Origin of the sequence: Leisingera aquaemixtae, assembly GCF_019801145.1 — a bacterium.
In the GTDB taxonomy this organism is placed as follows: Bacteria; Pseudomonadota; Alphaproteobacteria; order Rhodobacterales; family Rhodobacteraceae; genus Leisingera; species Leisingera aquaemixtae_A.
The window spans coordinates 808,880-831,811 of sequence record NZ_JAHVJQ010000001.1 but is presented as its reverse complement, the minus strand read 5'-3'; the positions used below and the strand labels follow the sequence as shown (position 1 = coordinate 831,811).

The 22,932-nt window shown below is 64.8% G+C and carries 22 protein-coding genes; 11 read left to right on the top strand and 11 right to left on the bottom strand.

Annotated features, from left to right (window positions below):
• The first annotated feature begins 93 nt into the window (after nt 1–93).
• A complete protein-coding gene (locus tag KUW17_RS04065) occupies nt 94–1,080 on the top strand; it encodes an ABC transporter substrate-binding protein (RefSeq protein ID WP_222476106.1) in 987 nt (328 codons plus the stop codon).
• A gap of 328 nt (nt 1,081–1,408) precedes the next feature.
• Nucleotides 1,409–2,254 carry an ATP-binding protein gene (locus KUW17_RS04060; RefSeq protein WP_261396964.1) on the top strand — a complete coding sequence of 282 codons (846 nt, stop codon included), beginning with the start codon at nt 1,409–1,411 and terminating at the stop codon, nt 2,252–2,254.
• On the opposite strand, the gene KUW17_RS04055 is transcribed toward KUW17_RS04060, so the two are convergent.
• The 8 genes from KUW17_RS04055 to acs all read right to left on the bottom strand — a co-directional run bounded on the left by KUW17_RS04055 (nt 2,214) and on the right by acs (nt 11,629).
• Entirely contained in the window at nt 2,214–2,714 is a 501-nt protein-coding gene (locus KUW17_RS04055; RefSeq protein ID WP_222476103.1) for a flavin reductase family protein, read from the bottom strand. The two genes, KUW17_RS04060 and KUW17_RS04055, sit on opposite strands and share 41 nt — an antisense overlap.
• A gap of 60 nt (nt 2,715–2,774) precedes the next feature.
• Nucleotides 2,775–4,184 (bottom strand): 3'-5' exonuclease, encoded by a 1,410-nt coding sequence (locus KUW17_RS04050; RefSeq protein ID WP_222476100.1) that lies wholly within the window; start codon nt 4,182–4,184, stop codon nt 2,775–2,777.
• Between the two features lie 2 nt (nt 4,185–4,186).
• Nucleotides 4,187–4,705 carry a hypothetical protein gene (locus KUW17_RS04045; protein ID WP_222476097.1) on the bottom strand — a complete coding sequence of 173 codons (519 nt, stop codon included), beginning with the start codon at nt 4,703–4,705 and terminating at the stop codon, nt 4,187–4,189.
• An 85-nt stretch (nt 4,706–4,790) separates the two neighbouring features.
• On the bottom strand, nt 4,791–6,614 hold the full coding sequence (locus KUW17_RS04040) for a DUF294 nucleotidyltransferase-like domain-containing protein (protein ID WP_222476094.1): 1,824 nt from the start codon (nt 6,612–6,614) through the stop codon (nt 4,791–4,793).
• Nucleotides 6,615–6,720: 106 nt separating this feature from the next.
• Nucleotides 6,721–8,505, bottom strand: a complete 1,785-nt coding sequence (locus KUW17_RS04035; protein WP_222476092.1) for a sodium:solute symporter family protein — start codon at nt 8,503–8,505, stop codon at nt 6,721–6,723.
• Between the two features lies 1 nt (nt 8,506).
• Entirely contained in the window at nt 8,507–8,791 is a 285-nt protein-coding gene (locus KUW17_RS04030) for a DUF4212 domain-containing protein (protein ID WP_222476310.1), read from the bottom strand.
• A 185-nt stretch (nt 8,792–8,976) separates the two neighbouring features.
• Entirely contained in the window at nt 8,977–9,660 is a 684-nt protein-coding gene (locus KUW17_RS04025; RefSeq protein WP_222476089.1) for an adenylate kinase, read from the bottom strand.
• 7 nt (nt 9,661–9,667) lie between these two features.
• Nucleotides 9,668–11,629 carry an acetate--CoA ligase gene (gene acs, locus KUW17_RS04020; protein WP_222476086.1) on the bottom strand — a complete coding sequence of 654 codons (1,962 nt, stop codon included), beginning with the start codon at nt 11,627–11,629 and terminating at the stop codon, nt 9,668–9,670.
• 502 nt (nt 11,630–12,131) lie between these two features.
• Here acs and KUW17_RS04015 point away from each other — a divergent pair.
• From KUW17_RS04015 to KUW17_RS03985, 7 genes are all read left to right on the top strand, one after another.
• A complete protein-coding gene (locus tag KUW17_RS04015) occupies nt 12,132–13,148 on the top strand; it encodes a C4-dicarboxylate TRAP transporter substrate-binding protein (protein ID WP_222476084.1) in 1,017 nt (338 codons plus the stop codon).
• Nucleotides 13,149–13,230: 82 nt separating this feature from the next.
• Nucleotides 13,231–13,881, top strand: coding sequence for a TRAP transporter small permease subunit (locus KUW17_RS04010; protein WP_222476081.1), 651 nt, complete (start codon nt 13,231–13,233; stop codon nt 13,879–13,881).
• 5 nt (nt 13,882–13,886) lie between these two features.
• Nucleotides 13,887–15,290 carry a TRAP transporter large permease gene (locus tag KUW17_RS04005; protein WP_222476079.1) on the top strand — a complete coding sequence of 468 codons (1,404 nt, stop codon included), beginning with the start codon at nt 13,887–13,889 and terminating at the stop codon, nt 15,288–15,290.
• A 60-nt stretch (nt 15,291–15,350) separates the two neighbouring features.
• Nucleotides 15,351–16,352: a tRNA dihydrouridine(20/20a) synthase DusA gene (gene dusA, locus KUW17_RS04000; RefSeq protein ID WP_222476077.1), complete on the top strand. Its 1,002-nt coding sequence runs from the start codon at nt 15,351–15,353 to the stop codon at nt 16,350–16,352.
• Nucleotides 16,353–16,439: 87 nt separating this feature from the next.
• Nucleotides 16,440–17,294: a sulfite exporter TauE/SafE family protein gene (locus tag KUW17_RS03995; protein ID WP_222476075.1), complete on the top strand. Its 855-nt coding sequence runs from the start codon at nt 16,440–16,442 to the stop codon at nt 17,292–17,294.
• 9 nt (nt 17,295–17,303) lie between these two features.
• On the top strand, nt 17,304–18,101 hold the full coding sequence (locus KUW17_RS03990; RefSeq protein ID WP_222476073.1) for a hypothetical protein: 798 nt from the start codon (nt 17,304–17,306) through the stop codon (nt 18,099–18,101).
• Between the two features lie 299 nt (nt 18,102–18,400).
• Nucleotides 18,401–19,129, top strand: coding sequence for an STAS/SEC14 domain-containing protein (locus KUW17_RS03985; protein WP_222476071.1), 729 nt, complete (start codon nt 18,401–18,403; stop codon nt 19,127–19,129).
• A gap of 15 nt (nt 19,130–19,144) precedes the next feature.
• Here KUW17_RS03985 and KUW17_RS03980 read toward each other — a convergent pair whose 3' ends face one another.
• The 3 genes from KUW17_RS03980 to ccmI are packed head-to-tail and all read right to left on the bottom strand — an operon-like array spanning nt 19,145 to nt 21,090.
• Nucleotides 19,145–19,378, bottom strand: coding sequence for a DUF1289 domain-containing protein (locus KUW17_RS03980; RefSeq protein ID WP_222476070.1), 234 nt, complete (start codon nt 19,376–19,378; stop codon nt 19,145–19,147).
• A gap of 3 nt (nt 19,379–19,381) precedes the next feature.
• Nucleotides 19,382–19,855 carry a Holliday junction resolvase RuvX gene (gene ruvX / locus KUW17_RS03975; RefSeq protein WP_222476069.1) on the bottom strand — a complete coding sequence of 158 codons (474 nt, stop codon included), beginning with the start codon at nt 19,853–19,855 and terminating at the stop codon, nt 19,382–19,384.
• Nucleotides 19,852–21,090 (bottom strand): c-type cytochrome biogenesis protein CcmI, encoded by a 1,239-nt coding sequence (ccmI, locus tag KUW17_RS03970; RefSeq protein ID WP_222476068.1) that lies wholly within the window; start codon nt 21,088–21,090, stop codon nt 19,852–19,854. The genes ruvX and ccmI overlap by 4 nt, the downstream gene beginning before the upstream one ends.
• A gap of 198 nt (nt 21,091–21,288) precedes the next feature.
• Between ccmI and KUW17_RS03965 the strand changes: the two genes are divergently transcribed.
• Nucleotides 21,289–22,533 (top strand): sarcosine oxidase subunit beta family protein, encoded by a 1,245-nt coding sequence (locus KUW17_RS03965; RefSeq protein WP_222476067.1) that lies wholly within the window; start codon nt 21,289–21,291, stop codon nt 22,531–22,533.
• Between the two features lie 33 nt (nt 22,534–22,566).
• Complete coding sequence (locus KUW17_RS03960) at nt 22,567–22,908, top strand: sarcosine oxidase subunit delta (protein ID WP_222476064.1); 342 nt, start codon at nt 22,567–22,569, stop codon at nt 22,906–22,908.
• Nucleotides 22,909–22,932: the final 24 nt, after the last annotated feature.

Below are 22,932 nucleotides of genomic sequence, written 5' to 3'. Positions count from 1 at the left end.
CGCCGTCAAAGGCAGGCCTCATAAAGAAAAAACTTTGAACGAATGGTCAAACCCGGGCAAGCTTCACATCATAATCAACAGGGAGAATAACACATGAAACAACTGATGACGGCGGCAGCGCTGGCGCTGGGGGCCGCAGGGGCGGCGCAGGCGGCGGATGACGTGACCCTGCAGCTGAAGTGGGTGACCCAGGCGCAGTTCGCGGGCTATTACGTGGCGCTGGACAAGGGGTTCTATGAGGAAGAGGACCTGAATGTCACCATCCTGCCGGGCGGCCCCGACATTGCGCCGACCCAGGTGATTGCAGGCGGCGGCGCCGATGTGACGGTGGAATGGATGCCGGCGGCGCTGGCGGCGCGCGAGAAGGGCCTGCCGCTGGTCAATATCGCGCAGCCGTTCAAATCCTCCGGTATGATGCTGACCTGCTGGAAGGATGCCGGCATCGAGAGCCCCGAGGATCTGAAGAACCGCACTCTGGGGGTCTGGTTCTTCGGCAACGAGTTCCCCTTCATGAGCTGGATGAGCCAGTTGGGCATCGACACCGATGGCAAGGACGAAAACGGTGTCGAGGTGCTGAAGCAGGGGTTCAACGTCGACCCGCTGCTGCAGCGGCAGGCGGACTGCATTTCGACCATGACCTACAACGAATACTGGCAGGTCATCGACGCGGGCGTCAGCCCGGATGAGCTGGTTACCTTCAAGTATGAGGACCAGGGCGTCGCGACGCTGGAGGACGGCCTGTACGTGCTGGAGGAAAACCTGGGCGACGAGGCTTTCGCGGACAAGATGCAGCGCTTTGTGCGCGCCTCGATGAAGGGCTGGAAATACGCGGAAGAGAACCCGGATGAGGCGGCGGAAATCGTGCTGGACAACGATGCCTCCGGTGCCCAGACCGAAGAGCACCAGAAGCGGATGATGGGCGAGATCGCCAAGCTGACCGCAGGCAGCAACGGCGCGCTGGATCCGGCGGATTACCAGCGCACGGTGTCCACCCTGATGGGCGGCGGCTCGGATCCGGTGATCACCAAGGAGCCGGAGGGCGCCTGGACCCACGCCATCACGGATGCGGCGCTGAAGTAAGACGGCCCCTGCCGAGGGTTGCCCCTGGAAGCCCGCCGGGTGATTGCCCCGGCGGGCTTTTGCGTGAAACCTCAGTGGATTGGTTAAAACTGCAACAAAAGGACGGTCTACAGAACAAACACGCTAAAGTTGTTTAAAAATGTGTTAACGTGACCTCATGGGAGAGGCATGCGGACATATCCTCGAACGGCAACAGCTGGCAGCCAGCCAGCCGCAGCAGCTGTGCCTTTGCCCTCCGCAGGAAGCCGAAGAATGCCGGTCCCGGTTTGCGGTCAAGGGGCGGCCGGCACTGCTGGACGTTGCCAGCAGAAGCAGCGCGCTGCCGCTGATGGCCCTGTGCCGGGAAGCGCATGAGCGCAAGTTTGAAACCGGCCGGGCGCAGATCCTGACGCTGTTCGAGATCGAGCCCGCCGGGCTGGCCGGGGCGGGAGCTCCGGGCAGCGACGTTGTTCCGGTTTCGGTCTGCAGCCTGGAGAAGATCACCCATGCGGACCTGCTGCATGCGCTGGCCTGCGGTTTCGATGTCATTTACCTGCAGGCCAGTCCCGGGCCGCAGGGGCGGGAGCAACAGCGTCAGGAGGTGGAGCTGGTGCGCGCCCTGGGCGGGCTGGGGCGTGTGCTGCTGTTTGATGGCGCAACAGGGCTGGACCGGCGGCTGGCAGCGCGGCTGCTGCCGTTCCCCTCGGTCGCGCCGGAGGTGCTGGCAATGGGCAGCCGCAGGGATACCGCACGCGCCAGCGCGGCGGCGCTGCTGCCGTCCGATACCAGCCAGGTGCCGCTGCCGGAGCAGGCGCCATACGGCTCTGTCAGCCTGGACGAAAGCCTGTGCAACAGCTGCAGCAGCTGCGTCTGGGTCTGCCCGTCGGATGCGCTGAGCCTGACCGAAAACGGCGGCGCGCTGAGCTTTGTGGAATCCCTTTGCACCCAGTGCGGCCTGTGCGTTTCGATCTGCCCGCAAAGGGCTCTCAGCATGACCCCCGGCATGGATCTGACCGCTTATGCGGTGCTGCCGTATCTGCTGGCCGGGCAGGGCGGGAATGCCGTCCCGGCACCGGGCAGTTTTGACGATGCCGGTGCCGTGGCTGATCCGTATCAGGATGCCGAGGCGGGGTTGCCCTTTGCAGAGGCCGTCATCAGCCCTGCTCCAGAAACCCGCCATACTGGCCGCGCTTGAAGATCAGCCCCTTGCCCGGACGGGTGGTGACGCGGGCCACTTCGCCGATGACGATGGTGTGGTCGCCTGCCGGATGCGAGGCATAGCGGCGGCAGTCGAAGCGGGCGATCACGCCCTCCAGCGCGGGCGCGCCCAGCTCGTTGGGCTGCCAGGCTGCGGTGCTGAAATCCTCGCCGAAGGCGGCGAAATGCTTGGCCAGGGGCAGCTGGTCTTCCGCCATCACGTGAATCGCGAAATTCTCAGCCGCAACAAAGGCATCATGGCGCAGCGAGGCCTTGGCCGGGCACCACAGCATCAGGGGCGGGTCCAGAGAAACGGAGGTGAAGCTGTTGACGGTAATGGCCAGCGGGCCGCGCGGCGTACCGGTCGTGACAACCGTCACCCCGGTGCCAAAGCAGCCAAGCGCATCGCGGTAGGCCCGGGCGGTCTCCGGCCCGGGAATAAAGCTGGTGTCGGCCATTTCGCGCGCCTTCTGTTCGTTCCGGGCAGTGACCTGCCACGCATGGCCCCGATTGTCTACCTAGTTCATGTCTTCAATGAGGCGGCTGTGCTTGCGGGTCTCCTGCAGCACCGCGCCAAAGGTGCCAATGCCGCGCGCTTCCAGCATCGGCAGCATCTTGCAGAACACCTCGGCTGTAGCGCGGGCGTCGCCCATGGCGGTATGGCGCAGCGCAGGCGGGATGGTGACATCCAGCCGTTCGCACAAGGCGTCCAGCGTGTGGCTCTGCGAGGCGCCGAACAGCACCGCGCTCAGCAGCACGGTATCCAGCACCGGCTGGTCCCAGATGACCCCGGTGCGTTTGGCGTGGCGGTGCAGGAAGGCCATGTCAAAGGGCGCGTTATGGGCCACGATCACCGCGTCGGACGCAAAGCGGTGGAAGTGGCGCGCGGCCTCGGTAATTTGCGGTGCGCCCTGCACCATGGCATCGCTGACCCCGTGCACCTTGGTAGAGGCTGCGGGGATCGGGCATCCCGGGTCGACCAGGGTTTCGAAAGTCTCGCTTTCGATGATCCGGCCGCGCACCACCCGCAGGGCGCCGATCTGCACGATCTCGTCCTTGTGCGGCAAAAGGCCGGTGGTCTCGGTGTCGAACACCACATAGCTGTGGCCGGCGAGATTGCGGTTCTCCAGCTCGGCGTGCTCTGCGTGCAGCAGGGCAAAGTCATAGACCAGCGGGCGGGCGTCGCCGGGGGCCAGGCCTGCGTGGCTGCCCTCGAACAGGATGATATAGCCGGGCGCGCCGCCCAGCGGTTTCAGGCGCAGGTCGTATACCTGGGCGCCGCTGGCGCTTTTCACCTCAGCCTGCACCTCCATGCCGGTGCGGATCAGGCGGCCGTAAGCGGCCTCCAGCCCGGTCAGGTCCAGGTAATCGGACAGCGGGGCGTTCAGACGCGGCGGCGCCTCCTCGGCCAGAACTGCGGCGGCCTGGCCGTCGTAAAGCACGATCTGGTGGGCGGGGCTGGCCATGACGGTTGCAATGGGGATGTCGGTCAGCAGTGCCGCCAGCCGCGCCTTCTCCGCCTCCAGATGCTCGGTCTCGCGGGCGATGGCCTCGGCCGCCGACAGCGCCGAGGCGCCCAGCTGCCCGGCCAGCCCCTGGGCGGCCGCGGCAAGGTCGCCGAGGTAGCGGGCGCCGTGGGTGTCCAGTTCCTTGTTCACCCCGGCATGGGCGCGGGCGCGCATGCCTGCCGCCAGCCGCTCGATCGGCTTGGCGACGTTTTCGTCAAACAGCAGCCAGATGCCGGCGCAAAGGCCCAGCATGGCAAACCCGCTCAGCAGGCCGGAAAACAGGAAAGCATCCGTCAGTTCCGGGTGGCCAGAGCGGCTGTAGCCGAGCCAGAGCGCACCGGTGGTGACGGCAATGCCGCCGAGGGCCAGCAGGCAGAAGAACAGAAAGATGCGGAGCCGCAGCGAAAGCCGTGTGTGCATGGCTACCCCTCGCAGGCTGCGGTCAGGAGGGCGTCGTCCGCTTCACCGGCGACCCAGTCCAATCCCTGGGGCAGGCCGCTGCCGGAAAACGCTGCGGTGCCGGTCGCCAGGGCCCGGCGCCATTTGCCGCAATCCAGCACTGCTGGCTGCTTGCTGACCGGCGCCCAGCGGCCGAAGAAATAGATGTCGGCCAGATAGACCTGAGGATGCGCCGCGTGGCTTTTCATCGTTGCGGTGTCAACAGCGGCAAAACGGTCCACATAAGGCACAACCTGCGTCCAGGGCCGGTAGAAGCTGCGGTTCTCGACGGTTTCCGCAACCACCAGCCCCTCGGGCAGGGCGGCCTTGGTGCGGCTGTACCAGCCGTACTCGGAGGCGATGGTGACACCGATCATCGCCAGCCCGGCCGCCACCGGCGCGAACCAGCGTGGCAGCCGGCCCTTGAGCGTCCGGTTCAGCAGCATCACCACGCCGGCCGCGGCAATGCCCGCAAAAATCACCGCAATCAGTTCCAGAAACATATGCTCTCCCCGCAGGCTTTCGGCCTGTTCATCTTTCTCAAAATACTCCCGCCGGAGGCTTCCGCATTCCCGGCAAGCGCAGCCGTCAGCTCAGCATGCCTTTGCCGTGGCCAACCGCCGATTGCATCGTCTTTACCACAACAAATGCGTCGCGCAGATGACTTCGCTCAAAATCAGACAGGTCCGAAGGCGCCAGGTAGTTGTCCGGCGCCTGGGTGCTGCGGATCTGTGCCGCCTGATGCTCCAGCCGGGTCTGGGCGATCAGGTCGTAGGCATCCAGCAGGTCCCGCGCGCCGGTGTGGCTGAGAACGCCCGCGGCCTCGGCCGCTTCCAGCCGCGCGCGGGTGTTCACCTCCGCCAGCTGCCCCTGCAAGGCGTAGATGCGGCCCAGGTCCACCACCGGCACCACGCCGTTATGCTTCATGTCCAGCGTGTTGCGGTGCTCGCCAGAGCGGATGGTGGCCAGCCCGCGCAACAGGCCCAGGGGCGGCGTGTGCTTCAGCGAGTTGGCGATCATATGGGCGGTGAAGATCGAATTGGCGCTGGCCGCACTCAGGGTCTCCTGCTGCAGGTCCGCAAACAGCGCGGTGTCGCCGCCGATCGGGCGCAGGTCGAACATCACAGAGGCTAGCATCTGCGCCTCCGGGTTCGGCTTGGCGATCCAGCCGCGGAAATAGTCGCGCCAGACGTGCAGCGGCTGCCGCCAGCGCGGGTTGGAGGCCATCATGTCGCCGGGGCAATAGACATAGCCGCAGGTGTTGAGCCCGTCGCAGACGAACCTTGCGAGCTGTTCGAAATAGGCCTCGTCGCCGGGGGCCAGATCGTCGGACAGGATCAGGCAGTTGTCCTGGTCGGACACCCCCGTCTGCTCGCGCCGCCCCTGCGAGCCGCAGGCCAGCCACAGGTATGGGACGGGCGGGGCGCCCAGCTGCTCCTCGGCCAAGGCCAGCAGGCGGCGGGTCGCGGTGTCGGCAATGTCGGTGATCAGTCGCGTGACCACCTCGTGGCGGTTGCCGCCCGCGGTCAGCTGCACCAGCAGGCGGGGAATTTCGGCGGTGACCTGGGCCATGTCTTTGGCGGATCCGGCGCGTGCGATGCTCGACACCATCTCGCCCGAGCTGACGGCCTGAAAGCGGGTGAGGTCGGTCTGGGTGACGATGCCGGCCAGTTTTCCGCCCTCGATCACCGGGATGTGGCCGATGCCGTGCTCCATCATCATGTGCAGCACGTCGGAGCCGATGGCGGCGGGCGCCAGGGTCAGCGGGTCCGGGGTCATCACCGCGCCAACCGGGGTGGAGATCGGTTTGCCCGCGGCGAGGATCTTGCCGGTCAGGTCGCGGTTGGTGAGAATGCCCTGCAGCGCATCTCCGTCGGTCACGCAGATCGACGAGATGCGGCGGTCCCGCATCAGCTGCGCCGCGCCCTGGCAGGTGAGGCCGCTGGAGCAGGTGACGGGATCGCGCGCCATGATGGTTGCCACCCGGGTGGTGGCAAGGCTGGAGGTGTCCTGGCTGCCGGGGCGGCGCCGGTCGAAGAATTTGGCCACCTTCGGCTGGCTTGCCATCAGGGTGCGGAATTCGGCCTTGGGCAGCAGCAGCAGCAGCGTGTCCTTGACTGCCCGGGCAGAGGTCAGCGCGCGGCCGCCGCGGGTCAGTCCGCGCTCGCCAAAGGAATTGCGGGGGCCGAGGATGGAGACCGGGATGCCGTTCTCGTCCGTTACCTCAACCTCGCCGGTGTGGACCAGATAGAGCCCTTCCAGCTCCTCGTTCAGCGCATAGACGGGATCGCCTGCGGCTGCGTCGATCAGGCGGAACTTCGGAGCCAGCTCCTGCAGCAGCGCCGGGTCAAGGCTGTCGTAAGGATGGACAGAGGTCAGAAACCGGAGCAGCGCAGCGTCAGATAAGGGCATGGGTATACCTGGGTGAAATCAGAAAAAAATGGTCCCGCCGATTGTGCACCGTGCGGGACCATGAGGAAAGAGGCGGGCTGCTGGGAGGCAGCCCGCCCAGGGGAGGTTAGTGGTCCTGTGCCGCTCCGGCGCCGCGCGGGATGCGGACGCTTTCCACCAGCTCTTCGATCTCGGCCGGGATGGCTTCGCTCGATTTCGACACCAGGAAGGCCACCGCAAAGTTCACCATCGCGCCAACCGCACCGAAGGAGGTGGATTTGATGGTGCCCAGCAGCGGGTCCGCATCGGTGAAGGAGTTGGTGCCCGGGATGAACAGCCAGCCCTTGTGCAGGAAGATGTAGACCAGGGTCACGATCAGGCCTGCCAGCATGCCGGCCACGGCGCCTTTGTTGTTCACCTTGGTGAAGATGCCCATCATCAGCGCCGGGAAGATCGAGGCAGCAGCCAGGCCGAAGGCCAGCGCCACGGTCTGCGCGGCAAAGCCCGGCGGGTTCAGACCCAGGTAGGTTGCCACACCGATGGCCACGGCCATGGCGATACGGGCCGACAGCAGCTCGCCTTTTTCCGAGATGTTCGGGTTGATCGAGCCCTTGATCAGGTCGTGCGACACAGCCGAGGAGATCGCCAGCAGCAGGCCCGCCGCGGTGGACAGGGCAGCCGCCAGGCCGCCTGCCGCCACCAGGCCGATCACCCAGCCCGGCAGGTTGGCGATTTCCGGGTTGGCCAGAACCAGGATGTCGCGGTTGAAGTTGGTCAGCTCATTGCCGGCCCAGCCGTTGGCTTCGGCCACGGCCTGCAGATCGGCGTTCTTGTCGTTGTAGTACTGGATCGCACCGTCGCCGTTCTTGTCTTCCCAGCCCAGGAGGCCGGTCTGCTGCCAGGTCGCCATCCAGTCGTACTGCGGATCGTTTTCGATCTGCTGCACGGTCACGGCGCCGCCTTCGATGCCGCCGTTCGGCCACATCATTTCGGTGATGTTCAGGCGGGCCATGGCGCCAACAGCCGGAGCGGTCAGATACAGCAGCGCGATGAACACCAGCGCCCAGCCGGCCGACCAGCGGGCATCAGCCACTTTCGGCACGGTGAAGAAGCGCATGATCACGTGCGGCAGGCCCGCGGTGCCGATCATCAGCGACAGGGTGAACAGCACCATGTTGAAGGTGTCGGCGTGATGCGCGGTGTACTCGTTGAAGCCCAGTTCGGTCACGATGGCGTCCAGCTTGGCCAGCAGCGGCTCGCCGGAGGCGGCGTGGTCGCCGAACAGGCCCAGGGCCGGGATCGGGTTGCCGGTCAGCTGCAGCGAGATGAAGATGGCCGGGATGGTGTAGGCCATGATCAGCACGCAGTACTGCGCCACCTGGGTGTAGGTCACGCCCTTCATGCCGCCGAACACGGCGTAGGCGAACACCACACAGGCGCCGATCAGCAGGCCCGCGGTGTTGGAGACCTCGAGGAAGCGGCCGAAGGCCACGCCGACGCCGGTCATCTGGCCGATCACGTAAGTGGTCGACGCCACGATCAGGCAGATCACCGCCACCACGCGCGCGGTCGGGGAGTAGAACCGGTCGCCGATGAACTCGGAGACGGTGAACTTGCCGAACTTGCGCAGGTAGGGGGCCAGCAGCAGCGCCAGCAGCACGTAGCCGCCGGTCCAGCCCATCAGGAAGGTGGAGTTGTCATAGCCGGTAAAGGCGATAAGGCCCGCCATCGAGATGAAGGAGGCCGCCGACATCCAGTCGGCCGCGGTGGCCATGCCGTTGGTCACGGGGTGAACGCCCCGGCCTGCGGCATAAAATTCAGATGTGGAGCCCGCGCGGGCCCAGATCGCGATGCCGATGTACAGCGCGAAAGATGCGCCCACAAACAGCAGGTTGATGGTAAACTGGTCCATCTTATTCTTCCTCCACGCCGTATTCGCGGTCCAGCTTGTTCATCCGGAACGCGTAGAAAAAGATCAGCCCCAGGAACACCAGGATCGAGCCTTGCTGGGCGAACCAGAAGCCCAGATCGCTGCCGCCGACCTTGATGCCCGAAAGCAGCGGGCGCAGCAGGATGCCGAAGCCGAATGAAACAACAGCCCAGATCACCAGGCTGACTAGAATGATGCGCACGTTCGCCGCCCAATAGCCCTTATCGGCTTCGGCGGTTTTTGCCGCATTTGTGGAATGGTCCGCCATCGCGGCTCCTCCTTTTTCCTCCATGTCTGCCTTGCGGGGGTGCATGGCAGACCTCCTCCGTTTGCCTGCTGCCGGGGGTGCGGCGCAGGCATGACTCCTCCGGTCTGCCAGGGCAGGTCCGATGGGCATTCCAATGTCCGGGGACGGGGTCCTGCCGGGTCAGGGCAGGCCCCGTTTCTTGGTTGTTAGCTGGTGGCCTTGGTCACAATGGCCGCCATATCCCGGGCGATGTCGTCGATACCGCCCATGGCATCTGTGGTCTGCAGCACACCCTTGCCGCCGTAGTAGGCGATCAGCGGCGCGGTCTGCGCGTGATAAGCCTCCAGCCGGCTGGCAACGGTTTCTGCGTTATCGTCGGCGCGGCGCTTCATCTCGGTGCCGCCGCATTTGTCGCATTTGCCTGCCTCGGCAGGCTGTTTGAAGCTGTCGTGGTAGCCCTCGCCGCAGCCTCCGCAGGTGTAACGGCCGGAGATCCGCTCGACCATCGCCGCGTCGTCCACCTCGAGGCTGATCGCGGCGTTGATCTTCTGGCCGGTTTCCGCCAGCAGGCCGTCCAGCGCCTCGGCCTGCACGGTGGTGCGGGGGAAGCCGTCGAGGATCACGCCCTTGGCGCAGTCCGGCTCTGCCAGCCGGTCGCGCAGGATGTTGATCACGATCTCGTCGCTGACCAGCTGGCCTGCTTCCATCACCGCCTTGGCCGCAAGGCCTGCAGGGGTGCCTGCGGTAACCGCCTCGCGCAGCAGGTCGCCGGTCGAGAGCTGCACATAGCCGAACTTCTCTTCCAGCATCCGTGCCTGGGTGCCCTTGCCGGCGCCGGGCGGGCCAAGCAGGATCAGAACGGCGGGGCGGGTCATTGTGTCCGTCGTCATCGCTCAATCACCCCTTGTTCGCACGGTTTTCGATCAGGTCTTCGACCACCGACGGATCGGCCAGCGTCGAGGTGTCGCCCAGGGAGCCGAAGTCGTTTTCGGCGATCTTGCGCAGGATGCGGCGCATGATCTTGCCGGAGCGGGTTTTCGGCAGGCCCGGCGCCCACTGGATCACGTCCGGCGAGGCAATCGGTCCGATCTCGGTGCGGACCCACTGGCGCAGCTCCTTCAGCAGCTCATCCGACGGCTCCCGGTCGTTCATCAGGGTCACGTAGCAATAGATGCCCTGGCCCTTGATCTCATGCGGGTAGCCGACCACGGCGGCCTCGGCCACGGCGGCATGGGCCACCAGCGCGCTTTCGACCTCGGCCGTGCCCATGCGGTGGCCGGAGACGTTGATCACGTCATCGACGCGGCCGGTGATCCAGTAATCTCCGTCCTCGTCGCGGCGGCAGCCGTCGCCGGTGAAGTAATAGCCCTTGTAGTCGGAGAAATAGGTTTTCTCGAAGCGCTCGTGGTCGCCCCAGACGGTGCGCATTTGGCCCGGCCAGCTGTCCTTGATGCACAGCACGCCTTCGACGCCGTTGCCCTCGATCTCGACGCCGGACTGCGGGTCCAGAACAACCGGCTGGATGCCGAAGAAGGGTTTCATCGCGGCGCCGGGTTTGAGCGTGTGCGCGCCCGGCAGCGGGGTCATCAGATGGCCGCCGGTTTCGGTCTGCCACCAGGTGTCGACGATTGGCACAGTGCCTTTGCCGATCACGTTGTGATACCACTCCCAGGCTTCCGGGTTGATCGGCTCACCCACGGTGCCCAGCACCTTGAGATCGCTCAGATCGCATTTCTCGACCCAGGAATCGCCCTGACCCATCAGTGCGCGCAGCGCGGTGGGGGCGGTGTAGAACTGGTTTACTTTATGCTTTTCGCAGACCTGCCAGAAGCGCGAGGCATCGGGGTAGGTCGGCACGCCTTCGAACATCAGCGTGGTGGCGCCATTGGCCAGCGGGCCGTAGACGATATAGCTGTGGCCGGTCACCCAGCCCACGTCCGCGGTGCACCAGTAGATGTCGCCGTCGTGGTAATCAAAGGTGATCTCATGGGTCATTGCGGCATAGGTCAGGTAGCCGCCGGTGGTGTGCACCACGCCCTTGGGCTGGCCGGTGGAACCGGAGGTGTAAAGGATGAACAGCGGATCCTCGGCGTTCATTTCCGCCGGGGCACAGTAGTCATCCGCTTCCAGCGCCATCTCGTTGTAGTCGTAGTCGCGGCCGTCCACCCAGGTGGTCTGGCCGCCGGTGCGCTTGACCACCAGGCATTTCACGCTGTCCTTGGTGTGCAGCAGGGCGGCGTCGGCGTTCGACTTCAGCGGGGTCTTGCGGCCGCCGCGGGGGGCCTCATCCGCGGTGATGATCACCTTGGCATCGCAGCCGTTGATCCGGGCCGCCAGTGCGTCGGGGGAGAAGCCGGCAAACACGATGGAATGAATGGCGCCGATGCGGGCGCAGGCCAGCATGGCATAGGCCGCTTCGGGGATCATCGGCAGGTAGATCACCACCCGGTCGCCCTTGCGCACGCCCATCGACTCCAGGATGTTGGCCATCCGGCAGGTGCGGCGGTGCAGCTCCTTGTAGGTGATGTGCTGGGCGTCCTCGTTCGGATCATCCGGTTCCCAGATGATCGCGGTCTGGTCGCCGCGGGTGTCCAGATGGCGGTCGATGCAGTTGGCGGAAACGTTCAGGGTGCCGTCGGCAAACCAATTGATCGAAACGTTGCCGAAGTTGTAGTTCACGTCCTTCACCTGGGTGAAGGGCTTGATCCAGTCGATGCGCTTGCCCTGTTCGCCCCAGAACCCTTCCGGATCCTTCAGCGAGGCCTCGTACATCTCCTGGTATTTGGCGGCATTCACATGCGCGCGGGCAACGGTTTCGTCCGACGGCGGATAGACAGCGTCTGCGTGCAGCGCGTTCATTCAGTTTCCTCCCAGAATTTTATTGGCAAGACAAACGACAACGCTGTGCCGTGGCTGTCAAACCGTTTCCTCCTGGGCACTGATAATACTGCAGGCTGAAAATTTGTGAATAACTGACGGGTTTTTAAGCATTTGCTTGTGAACGAATTTCCGGTCGTCTGTAAAATTTGTAAACATATAGGAATTTCCTATCTTCAGAGCAGGCAAAAACAAGGACTTGCCTGTAAACGGTTTTACACGGGTTTTGCCGGGGGTTTCAGCCTGCAGGGCGGCGCTGCGGCGCTGTTGGCGAAAACATGCTGCCGCAGCGCTGCGGCATATTGTGCCAGCCTGCGGGCCGGGCCGAATTTCAGCCCCGGTTGCGCGCCGGGCGCGAGTCGCTGCGTAACACTTCGGCCGCAGGGGTTGGCAGGGCGCGGGCAAGCGGCTAGCCTGACCGCCAAGCGCACCTCTCCGGTCCAATGCCGGGGCAAAAAGGGGCGCAATCCGGGAGAGTTACATCATGAAAAAAATTCTGACTGCCGCCGTGGCGGCTGCCGCTGGCTTTGCAATCGCCGGGGAGGCTGCGGCCACCGAGTGGAACGTGTCCCTGTGGGGCAAGCGCCGCGCCTTTACCGAGCATGTGGAGAAACTGGCCGAGCTTGTGAGCGAGAAAACCGGTGGCGAGTTCACCCTGAATATCAGCTATGGCGGTCTCAGCAAGAACAAGGAAAACCTCGACGGGATTTCCATCGGCGCCTTTGAGATGGCGCAGTTCTGCGCCGGCTACCACCGCGACAAAAACCCCTCGATCACCGTGCTGGAACTGCCGTTCCTGGGCGTGAACACGCTGGAGGAGGAAGTCGCTGTCAGCCACGCCGTCTATGGCCATCCGGCAGTGCAGGCGGATCTGGCGCGCTGGAACGCCAAGCTGCTGATGACCTCGCCGATGCCGCAGTACAATATCGTCGGCACCGGCGAGCCGCGGGATGAGCTGGCAGAGTTCAAGGACATGCGGGTGCGCGCCACCGGCGGCATCGGCCAGGCGTTTTCTGCCGTGGGCGCAGTGCCGACCTCGGTAACCGCAACCGAAGCCTACAACGCGATGGAGTCCGGTGTCGTGGACACCGTCGCTTTTGCCCAGCACGCGCATCTCAGCTTTGGCACCATCAACAAGGCCGACTGGTGGACCGCCAACCTGAACCCCGGCACCGTGAACTGCCCGGTGGTGGTCAACACCGATGCCTATGACGCGCTGAGCGATGCCGAGCGCGAGGCGCTGGACAGCTCGGTGGATGAAGCGATTGCCCATTACCTGGAGAACTACGGCGCGCTGCTGACCAAATGGGACGGTGTGCTGGAAGAGAAGGGCGTCGAGAAGGTGATGATCTCCGACGACCAGCTGGCCGAATTCCGCAAGGTGGCTGCCGATCCGATCCGCGAACAGTGGATCAAGGACATGAGCGCCCAGGGCCTGCCCGCGCAGGAGCTCTATGACCTGGTGCAGAAAACCCTGAGCGACGTGCGCTCGGGCAGCTGAGGCTGATAGAACTGGAAAGGGTCGGGCAGGATAGCACCGGCCCTTTCTGTCTTTGGCGATACGGAAATGACGGGGGCAGGGCATGGCAGGCAGCGCGGCGGTGCTGGAGGATGGCAGCCTGATCAGCAGGCTGGACAGGGGATTGCTGAAGGCGGAGCTGTTGCTGGCGCTGCTGAGCGGCATTGCGGTGTTCTCGCTGATGATCCTGGCGGTGGTCTCGGTTGGCGGGCGCAACGCGATCAACGCGCCCTTGCCCGGCTATGTCGACTGGATCGAACAGATCATGCCACTGATCGCCTTCATGGGCATTGCCTATGTGCAGCGCGTGGGCGGCCATATCCGCATGGATATCTTTATTGGCGCCCTGCGCGGCCGGGCGCTGTGGCTGTTCGAACTGGTTTCGGTTGTGCTGATCCTTCTTTTGATCCTGGCGCTGGTCTGGGGCAGCTGGTCGCATTTCCTGCGCTCCTTCGACTTCGCCGCGCCGCTGTGGAGCCGCGACAGCTCCATCGACATCGGCCTACCGATCTGGCCCGCCAAGCTGCTGGCGCCGGTGGCCTTTGCGGTGCTCGCCCTGCGGCTGCTGCTGCAGGTCTGGGGCTACGGCCGGGCGCTGGTGCTGGGGCTGGAAGCTCCGGTGGCGGTGCCGCTGATCCAGAGCGCGGCAGAACAGGCGGCGGCTGAAGCGGAACAGATGCAAGGCCATGACACAAATGGCAGCGGGCAGGGGTAAGGCAGATGGAACCGATTGAAATCGGCCTGTGGGTCACGGGCGGCCTGCTGGCCATGGTGGTCTTGGGGATGCGGGTGGCCTTTGCGGCCGGGCTTGCGGGGCTTGCGGGCCTCATCTGGATCTTCTGGGCCAAGTTCGGCTATGACCCGGCCCGGTTCGGCAAGGCGCTGACCATCGCGGTCAAGACCGCGGGGCAGGTGCCGCATTCCAAGGTTTCCAGCCAGGCGCTGAGCCTCATCCCGACCTTCATCCTGATCGGCTATCTCGCCTATTACGCAGGGCTGACCCGTGCGCTGTTCGTGGCCGCCAAGCGCTGGATCGCCTGGCTGCCGGGCGGGCTGGCGGTGTCTACCGTCTTTGCCACCGCGGGATTTGCCGCGGTTTCGGGGGCCTCCGTGGCCACCTCCGCCGTCTTTGCCCGCATCGCCATCCCGGAAATGCTGGAGATCGGCTATGACAAGCGCTTTGCCGCCGGGGTTGTTGCCGCCGGCGGCACGCTGGCGTCGCTGATCCCGCCCTCGGCCATTCTGGTGATCTATGCCATTATCGTTGAGCAGGACGTGGGCAAGCTGCTGCTGGCGGGTTTCATCCCGGGCGCCTTTTCGGCGGTGATCTATGGCCTGTTGATCGTTGGCATCGCGGTGGTCTTCAAAACCGTCGGCCCGCCGGTCAAGGGTTTCACCTGGGGGCAGCGGTTCGCCGCGCTGCCGGGTGCGCTGCCCATCGTGCTGGTGGTCGTGATCATCATCTGCTTTGTCTACAACCCCTTTGGCGGCGATGCCTGGGGCACCCCGACCGAAGGCGGTGCAATCGGCGCCTTCATCGTGTTCCTCTATGCGTTGAAGGAGGGCATGAAATGGGCGGAGCTGAAATCGGCGCTGCTGGAAACAGCCAAGCTGACGGTGATGATCTTCACCATCATCTGGGGTGTCCTGATCTATGTGCGGTTCCTCGGCTTTGCCGATCTGCCGGGGGCGTTCTCGGATTGGATCACCTCGCTGGAGATGAGCCCGATGCTGATCCTGATCTGCATCCTCTTGGCCTATGCGGTGCTGGGCATGTTCATGGATGCCATCGGCATGCTGCTGTTGACCCTGCCGGTGGTCTACCCGGCGGTGATGGCGCTGAACGGTGGTGAGAGCGTTGCCGCGGCGGACAGCGCCTTTGGCATGAGCGGCACCATGTGCGCGATCTGGTTTGGCATCCTGGTGGTGAAAATGGCCGAGTTCTGCCTGATCACCCCGCCGATCGGGCTGAACTGTTTCGTCGTCGCAGGCGTGCGCCCTGACCTGAGCGTGCAGGACGTGTTCCGCGGCGTGACGCCGTTCTTCATTGCCGATGCGGTGACAATCGCGTTGCTGGTCGCGTTCCCGGGGATCGTCCTTTACCTGCCTTCTCTGGCCGGCTAGCGGCGGGGAGCTGTGCGCTGCGGCTTGGCAGGCGGCGGCGCGTGGCCTATATGGCGCGGCATGACTGATTTCTCCCCCCTGCACCAGGCCGCGCGGTTGAGCGTTGCGCCGATGATAGATTGGACCGACCGGCACTGCCGCTATCTGCACCGGCTCTTGAGCCGGGAGGTGCTGCTGTACACCGAGATGGTGACGGCGCCGGCGCTGGTGCGCGGCGGGGCGTTGCATTTGCTGGAGTTCAATCCGCAAGAGCACCCGGTGGCGCTGCAGCTTGGCGGCTCCGATCCGCAGGAGCTGGCGGAGGCCGCGCGGCTGGGCGCCGAGGCAGGCTATGACGAGATCAATCTCAACTGCGGCTGTCCCAGCGACCGGGTGCAATCCGGTGCCTTTGGCGCGGTGCTGATGCAAACGCCGGAACTGGTGGCCGATTGTGTGGCTGCCATGCGCGAAGCGGTGGATGTGGAAGTCACCGTCAAATGCCGTATCGGCGTCGATGAGCAGGAGCCGCAACAGGTGCTGCCGGATTTCCTGGAGAAGATCCGCGCGGCGGGCTGCAAGCGGGTCACCATCCACGCGCGCAAGGCCTGGCTGCAGGGGCTGTCGCCCAAGGAGAACCGGGACATCCCGCCGCTCGATTACGATCTGGTGCACCGGATGAAGGCGGCGTTTCCGGACTTTCATGTCTCGATCAACGGCGGCATTGCAACGCTGGCTGAGGCCAAGGCGCATCTGGCGCGGGGCCTGGACGGGGTGATGGTGGGGCGTGCGGCCTATCACCAGCCTGCGGATGTTCTCTGTGCCGCCGATCCTGAGATTTACGGCACCGGCGCGGTGAGCGATGCGGGCGAGGCGGTGCGGCAGATGCTGCCCTATATCGAGGCGCGTCTGAGCGAAGGGGCCAAGCTGAACCAGATCACCCGGCATATGCTGGGTCTATTTGCGGGCAAGCCCGGGGCGCGGCAGTGGCGGCGGATGCTGTCCGAGGGCGCTTGCCGGGCAGGCGCCGGGCCGGACCTGGTGCTGAAAGCCCTGGCGCAGGTGGAGAGCCGCGCGGCGGCGTGACGCGGCGCCTCACGCGCTAGTGCCTTGTGCAAGCCGGGCACCGCGGCTAACCCTTTGCCGCGGACGCAAAAGCCTGAGGTGCCCCTGATGAACGATCCTGCCGTGACCGCTGCCTTGCTGGCGGAGCCTGCGCTGCTGATGCAGATGGCAGGGCTGCTGGTGGTGATTGGTGCTTTTGCGGGCGTGCTGGCCGGTCTTCTGGGGGTTGGCGGCGGCATCGTGCTGGTGCCGGCCTTCTTCTATGCCTTCCAGACCCTTGGCTATGGCGGCGACCAGCTGATGCAGATCTGTCTGGCGACCTCGCTGGCGACAATCATCGTGACCTCGCTGCGCTCTGTCATGAGCCACAACAAGAAGGGCGCGGTGGACTGGGAGATCCTGCGCACCTGGGGGATTGGCATTGCCCTTGGCGCCATTGTCGGCGTGCTGGCGGCCTCCGCCCTGCGCTCCACCGTGCTGCAAGGCGTCTTTGGCGGGCTGGCGCTGGTGATTGGCTGTTATCTGGGGCTGGGCCGGTCCGAGTGGCGGCTGGCTGAGGTGATGCCCAAGGGGGGCAAGCGGATGGCGCTGTCGCCTGCGGTCGGGTTCCTGTCGGTGCTGATGGGCATCGGCGGCGGCAGCTTCGGGGTGCCGCTGATGACGCTGCACGGGGTGGCGGTGCACCGGGCGGTGGCGACCGCCGCCGGGTTTGGCGTGATCATTGCGGTTCCTTCCGTGGCCGGCTTTCTGCTGCTCGAGATAGACCCGGCTGCGAGGCCGCCCTTCACCATCGGCGCGGTCAATCTGGTGGCGTTCTTTATCGTGATCGCCATGACGCTGATCACTGCGCCTTATGGCGTGAGGCTGGCCCATGCGATGGATCCGAAACCGCTGAAACGGGTGTTCGGGGCCTTCCTGGTGCTGGTGGCGCTGAACATGCTGCGCAAGGCTTTCGGTTACTAAGAGGACGACATGCTGGAACAGATCGAACAGTTTCAGGACAGGGGCTGGGTGCGCTTTGCCCAAGACCCGCAGGTCGCCGCCTGGGCGGCGGATGCCTTGCGCCACGGCATCTGGTCGCTGGACGATCCGGCCTGTGCCGAGTGGTTCCAGTGCGAGCGGACCTGGTTCATCGGCGTCGATGCGCTGCCGAATGATGCCTCAGGGCGTTTGCCAGAAGGGCCGCCGCTGGCGGGCGCGCCGGTTGATTTCATCACGCATCATCTTGGCCCCATCCCGGATCTGCACCGGGCGCAGGTGTCCTCGGTCTTCCCCGGCTACCCGCGTCCGCGGCCGGGCGAGGGCGAGGCTGCCTTCCGCTACCGCGTCAAACGCGACGCAGCGCATGTGGACGGGGTCAAGATGTACGGCGAGCACCGCCGCCGCAAGGTGGAGGAGCCGCATGCCTGGGTGCTGGGCATCCCGCTGAATGAAAGCAGCCCCGATGCTTCGCCGCTGGTGATCTGGGAGGGCAGCCACCGGATCATGCGCCGCGCCTTTGCCGCCGCGTTCGAGGGCGTGCCGCAGGCCGGCTGGGCGGATGTGGATGTGACCGATGCCTATAGCGCCGCCCGCGCCGAGGTGTTTGAGACCTGCCCGCGGATCACCGTGCCCGCCAAGCCCGGCGAGTCCTATCTGATGCACCGGCTGTGCCTGCACGGGGTTGCGCCCTGGGGCGAAGGGGCAAGCGCGCCGGAAGAGGGCCGCATGATCGCCTATTTCCGCCCGGAACTGGCGGATTGGACCAAAGGGTGGCTGGCGGAAGGGTAGACGCGCCACCAGCCTTTTTAAGTTTTTCCTTAGGCAGGCTTTAGCCAACGCTTCAAGTAGGATGGCGCACAAGCTGATGCCGCGTTTTGCGAATACGGACCAGGCAGGTAGCCTGCAGCCATAAGGTGATAGGTCAGCATTCAGTCCGCCTGGGGTTCATTTGGTTCCCGCAGCGTGCCGTGGTTGACAGAAGTAGAATGGAAAAGCCGGGCGCATAGCTGCCTTGCTGTCCTTTCCGTGGCCGGCGTCAGCAAATGGGTTTAAGATTCAGCCGTCAATGAGTGCGCGGGGTGATTGAAATGATCCAAGTCGAAACTCAAATGGGCGGCTCTCTGATTGAGGTGCGCCTGACGGGAAAAATCCGAGGCGAAGATTACGAAAAGCTGCTTGTGCCCGCGGTGGAGGCCGCGCTGAAGGAGCACGACCGGATCAGGGTGCTGGCAATTCTGGACCAGGGCTTTGGCGGCTATGACCTGTCCGCGGTGTGGGCCGATACCAAGCTGGGACTGGGGCATTGGAGCGGTTTTGACCGCTGCGCTGTGGCGGCGGATCAGGGGTGGGTGCAAACAGCCATCCGCGTGGCGGCGCCGCTGCTGCCGTGCCCGGTGCAAGTCTTTGGCCTTGATCAGGTGGAGGCGGCCCGTCGCTGGCTGCGGGAGTCCCTTGGCACGGTGCACATCATCGATCTGGGCGGGCCGTGCCTGCAGATCAAGCTGATGGGGCAGGTGGACCCCGAAGCCTACCAGCGGGCAGGGGGCGATCTGGATGCAAGGCTGCGGGAGCGGGAGGGGTTCCGCCTCTTGATCGACCTGACGGAGTTTGACGGCTGGCAAGGCCTGTCGGCCATGGCGGCGCATTTCAATCTGGCGCGGACCCATGTGCCGCTGCTGGACCGCGCAGCCGTGGTTGGTGACAAGGCTTGGCAGCACATGGCGCAACGGGTTGCGGCCCGGATTCTGAAGGCGGAAACCCGGTTCTTCCCAAGCGAAGAGATTGAGAATGCAAAAGCCTGGCTGACGGCGGGCTAAGACCGAGGGGCGGCGTCAGCCCCGGTTCAGCCGGGCGCCGCGGCCGCCGCGGCGCTTGACCAGTTTGCTGGCGCGGGCGGGCAGGGCGTTCATGATCTCCGCGCGCTCGTCGTTGGTCATTTTGGACCAGTCGCGGATTTCGTCGATGGAGCGGTAGCAGCCGGTGCAGATGCGGGCCTCAGGGTGGACGACGCAGATCTTGATGCAGGGGGACTGGATCTCGTCCCGTTTCCATACGTCGTCAGTCATCATTCACCCGTTCTTCAAATGCCGCATCCGGTCCAATGCGCCTTGGAGAATATAGGAGGCCGCGACGTGGTCGATAACCTCTGCGCGGCGTTTGCGTGTCGTATCTGCTTCAAGAAGCGCTTTTTCTGCCGCCACGGTGCTGAGGCGCTCGTCCCAGAATGAAATCGGGAGATCGGTCAATTGCATCAGGTTGCGGGCAAAGGCGCGGGTGGACTGGCAGCGCGGGCCCTCGGTGCCGTCCATGTTGCGCGGCAGGCCCAAAAGGATGCCGCTGATGTCGCGCTGCTTGACGATCTCCATGAGCCGCGCGGCGTCTGTTGAGAACTTCTTGCGCTTTACGGTTTCCAGCGGCGTCGCCACCGCGCCGATGCGGTCGGAGACGGCAACGCCGATCGTCTTGGTGCCCAGGTCCAGCCCCATCAGCGCGCTCATTGGCGGCAGGGCGGCGGCGAAATCTTCGAACGCGTCGTGGATCATTCGGCGAGTCCGGACTGGGCGGCGATGGTTTCCAGAAGCTCCAGCGAGTCGGCGTCCGCCTCAAAGGCGCCGCGGGCCTCGTCATAGACCGTGCGGGCGCGCTCGGTTTCGCCCAGAACCGAAAGGGCGCCGATCAGGCGGGCCCATTCCTCGGCCGAGCCGCCTTCGGTTGCCAGCCGGTCCGAGAGCCGGGTGACCATGCCGCGGATCATCTCCTGCTGCTCTTCCGGGCTGAGCTCGCTGGCAGAGGACATCTCCTCGGCGCTGGGGCCGGGCAGGGCGGGGGCTGCGCCGCCGCCGGGCATGACGGGCTGGTGCTTGACGCCGGCGCGGAAGGCCATTTCCTCGATCTGGCCCTCGATGCCGATGACCCAGGGCGAACCGGCGGGGCCGTCGCGCAGGGTTTCGGCCCATTCGCGGTAAGCGAGATCCGGGCGGCCGATCTGGCCCAGCATCAGGCCCCAGTAGTAGCGGGCAGGGCCGTGGCTGGGGTCAATCGCGCGGGCCTTTTGCAGGTCGGCCTGCGCCTCCGGCGAGACATAGCCGCCGGCGGCCATGATCTTGAGTTCCGCCAGCTCGGAGAAGTCGTTGGCGTTGACCATGCCCTCTGCGAGGCGGATGTAGTTGGCCTTGGCCTCATAGGCGGCTTTGAAATTGCCGAGATTTGCCTCGTGCTGCGCCAGCAGCGCCTGGCCGTTGGCATCGTCCTTGCGCTCGCCGGCGGTCTTGCGCAGCTGATCCACCAGCTTGGTGTAGCCCTCCTCGACCTGCGGCGGCGCCATGGGCTTAACCTCGGCTTCGGCCTCCGCCTGCGAGGGGCGGCTTTCGGCACGCTCGCCGGCCAGGCGGATGCGGTCCTGAAGGCCAAGGTCGCCGTACCCCGGGGCGCCCAGCTGCCAGTAGAGGCCCAGGGTGCCGCCAGTAATCAGCACTGCTGCGGCAACAGCGAAGCCAAGCGATAGGCCGCGCGGCTGGGAGCGGCCGGACTTGCGCTTTTGCAGCTGAGCGTCGGCGGCCAGGATGCGGCGGGAGATCTCGGTGCGGATACGCTCGGCGTCGGTGCCGTTGATGACGCCGCGGGCCAGATCCTTGTCCACTTCGCGCAGCTGCTGGCGGTAGACGCGCAGGTCGTAGGCCGCGGCTGGTTCGCCTTGCTCACGGGCGCGGATGATGATTATTGCCAGCAGCAGCGCTGCCGAAAATGCGATGAGGGCGGTGACTGTCCAGAAAACCATGATGTCTCCGAAGTTTGGTTTTCATCTATATGCGGGGAGCGGCGAACAAAAGAGCCAAACTGCCGCGCCATCCAGAGAGATGCTGCAATGCGTCATTGGGATATGTCGCAATAACGCAGAAACAGGGCGATAAACGGCACTGGTCAGCCATGCGTTTCGGGCATACCCGCTATCAGACACGAACCATCGGATTCGCTCATGAAACGCTATTCAGTCTTTGCTGTTGCGCGGGAAGCCCTGCGCTATCACACCGGATGGGAGCGCGCCTGGCGCTCGCCGGAACCCAAACGCCACTACGATGTCGTCATCGTCGGGGCGGGCGGGCATGGCCTCGCCACTGCCTACTACCTGGGTAAGAACTTCGGCATTACCAATGTCGCAATTATCGAGAAAGGCTGGCTGGGTGGCGGCAATACGGGCCGGAACACCACCATCATCCGCTCGAACTACCTGCAGGATCCCTCGGCTGCGATCTATGAAAAGGCGCGCAGCCTGTATGAGACCATGTCGCAGGACCTGAACTACAACGTCATGTTCAGCCCGCGCGGTGTGATCATGCTGGCCCAGACCGAGCATGAGATCCGCGGCTACAAGCGCACCGCGCATGCCAACCAGCAGCAGGGCGTTCAGACCGAGTGGATCACCCCGGAGCGGGTGAAAGAGATTGTGCCGATCATCAACCTGCACGGCCCCCGCTACCCGGTGCTGGGCGGCCTGTGGCAGGAACGCGGCGGCACCGCCCGCCACGACGCTGTGGCCTGGGCCTATGCCCGCGCGTGCTCCGACATGGGCATGGACATCATCCAGAAATGCGAAGTCACTGGCGTGCGCACCGAGAACGGCCGCACCGTGGGCGTCGACACCACCAAGGGTCCGATTGACTGCGACAAGATCGGCATGATCGTTGCGGGCAACGCCTCTGTGCTGTCGGAAATGGCGGGTTTCCGTCTGCCGATGGAATCGGTTGCGCTGCAGGCGATGGTATCCGAGCCGATCAAACCCTGCATGGACGTGGTTGTGATGGCCAACACCGTGCACGGCTACATGTCGCAGTCCGACAAGGGCGAGATGGTGATCGGCGGCGGTACCGACGGGTTCAACAACTACACCCAGCGCGGTTCGTTCCACCATATCGAGGAAACCGTCCGCGCCCTGGTCGAAACCTTCCCGATGGTCAGCCGCCTGAAGATGCTGCGCCAGTGGGGCGGCATCGTGGATGTGACCGGCGACCGTTCGCCGATCATCTCCAAGACCCCGGTGCAGAACTGCTTCATCAACTGCGGCTGGGGCACCGGCGGCTTTAAGTCGATCCCGGGTTCGGGCTGGGCGATGGCGGAACTGATGGCCACCGGCCACTCGCCGCTGACCGAGGAGTTCTCGATCAATCGCTTCAAAGAAGGCAAGTTCATCGACGAGAGCGTCGCCGCCGGTGTGGCGCACTAACGCCGCAAAATTCAATACTGTGGAGCAAGCACAATGCTGATCCTTGAATGCCCCTATTGCGGCGTCAAAGCCGAAGAAACCGAACTGGCCGCGGGCGGCGAAGCGCATCTGAAGCGCTACGGCCCCGGCTCCTCGGATGATGAGTTCCATGACTACCTGTTCATGCGCGAAAACCCCAAAGGCGTTCACTTCGAACGCTGGCGCCATGCTAACGGCTGCGGCAAGTGGTTCCACGCCGCCCGCTGCACCATGACGCTGGAGGTGTTCGGCACCTACACGGCACAGACCTCTGTGCCGACGCAGGAGATCCTGGACAAGATCGCTGCCAAACGCCCGGGCTGGACCTGGCGCGAATTTTCGGACGGTCAGAAATGATCCGCCGCCTGACTGAAACATCCG